Raw genomic sequence first — 427 nt, 5'->3', positions numbered from 1 at the left:
TACGGTAAGCAACCCATTTGGGCAGGAGCAGTCGATTGTGGTACTGGTAGAAGGCTTTGGCGAGTACCAGTACGCACTGAACGAGTACGGCCCATGGCAGAACTCGAACGTGTTCACTGACGTACCGGGCGGCCCACAGACCATCTATGTAAGGGATGCCAACACACTGGATGAAGAAACAGAGTGTGGTACACTGATCATCGAAGACGTAAGCGTGATTGACTACCCGAGGTTCTTCACCCCTAACGGTGACGGCTTTAACGATACGTGGAACATCCACGGTATGGAAGAAGGCTACTCAGATACGAACATCTTCATCTTTGACCGTTACGGCAAGCTGATTAAGCAGATCTCACCAAGCGGAGAAGGCTGGGACGGTACCTACAACGGTGCAGCACTACCGAGTGACGACTACTGGTTCACCGTT

General features: G+C 52.0%; 1 protein-coding gene. It reads left to right on the top strand.

Features of this window, described 5'->3' with window-relative positions; genetic code table 11:
• Positions 1–427, top strand: a 427-nt coding sequence (locus ACZIX4_RS19950; RefSeq protein WP_463337414.1) for a T9SS type B sorting domain-containing protein, incomplete at both ends; no start/stop codon positions are given.

It is taken from the genome of Flavobacterium niveum (genome assembly GCF_055231775.1).
The sequence above is the reverse complement of the archived record's forward strand: the minus strand, read 5'-3'. Positions and strand labels throughout refer to the sequence as shown.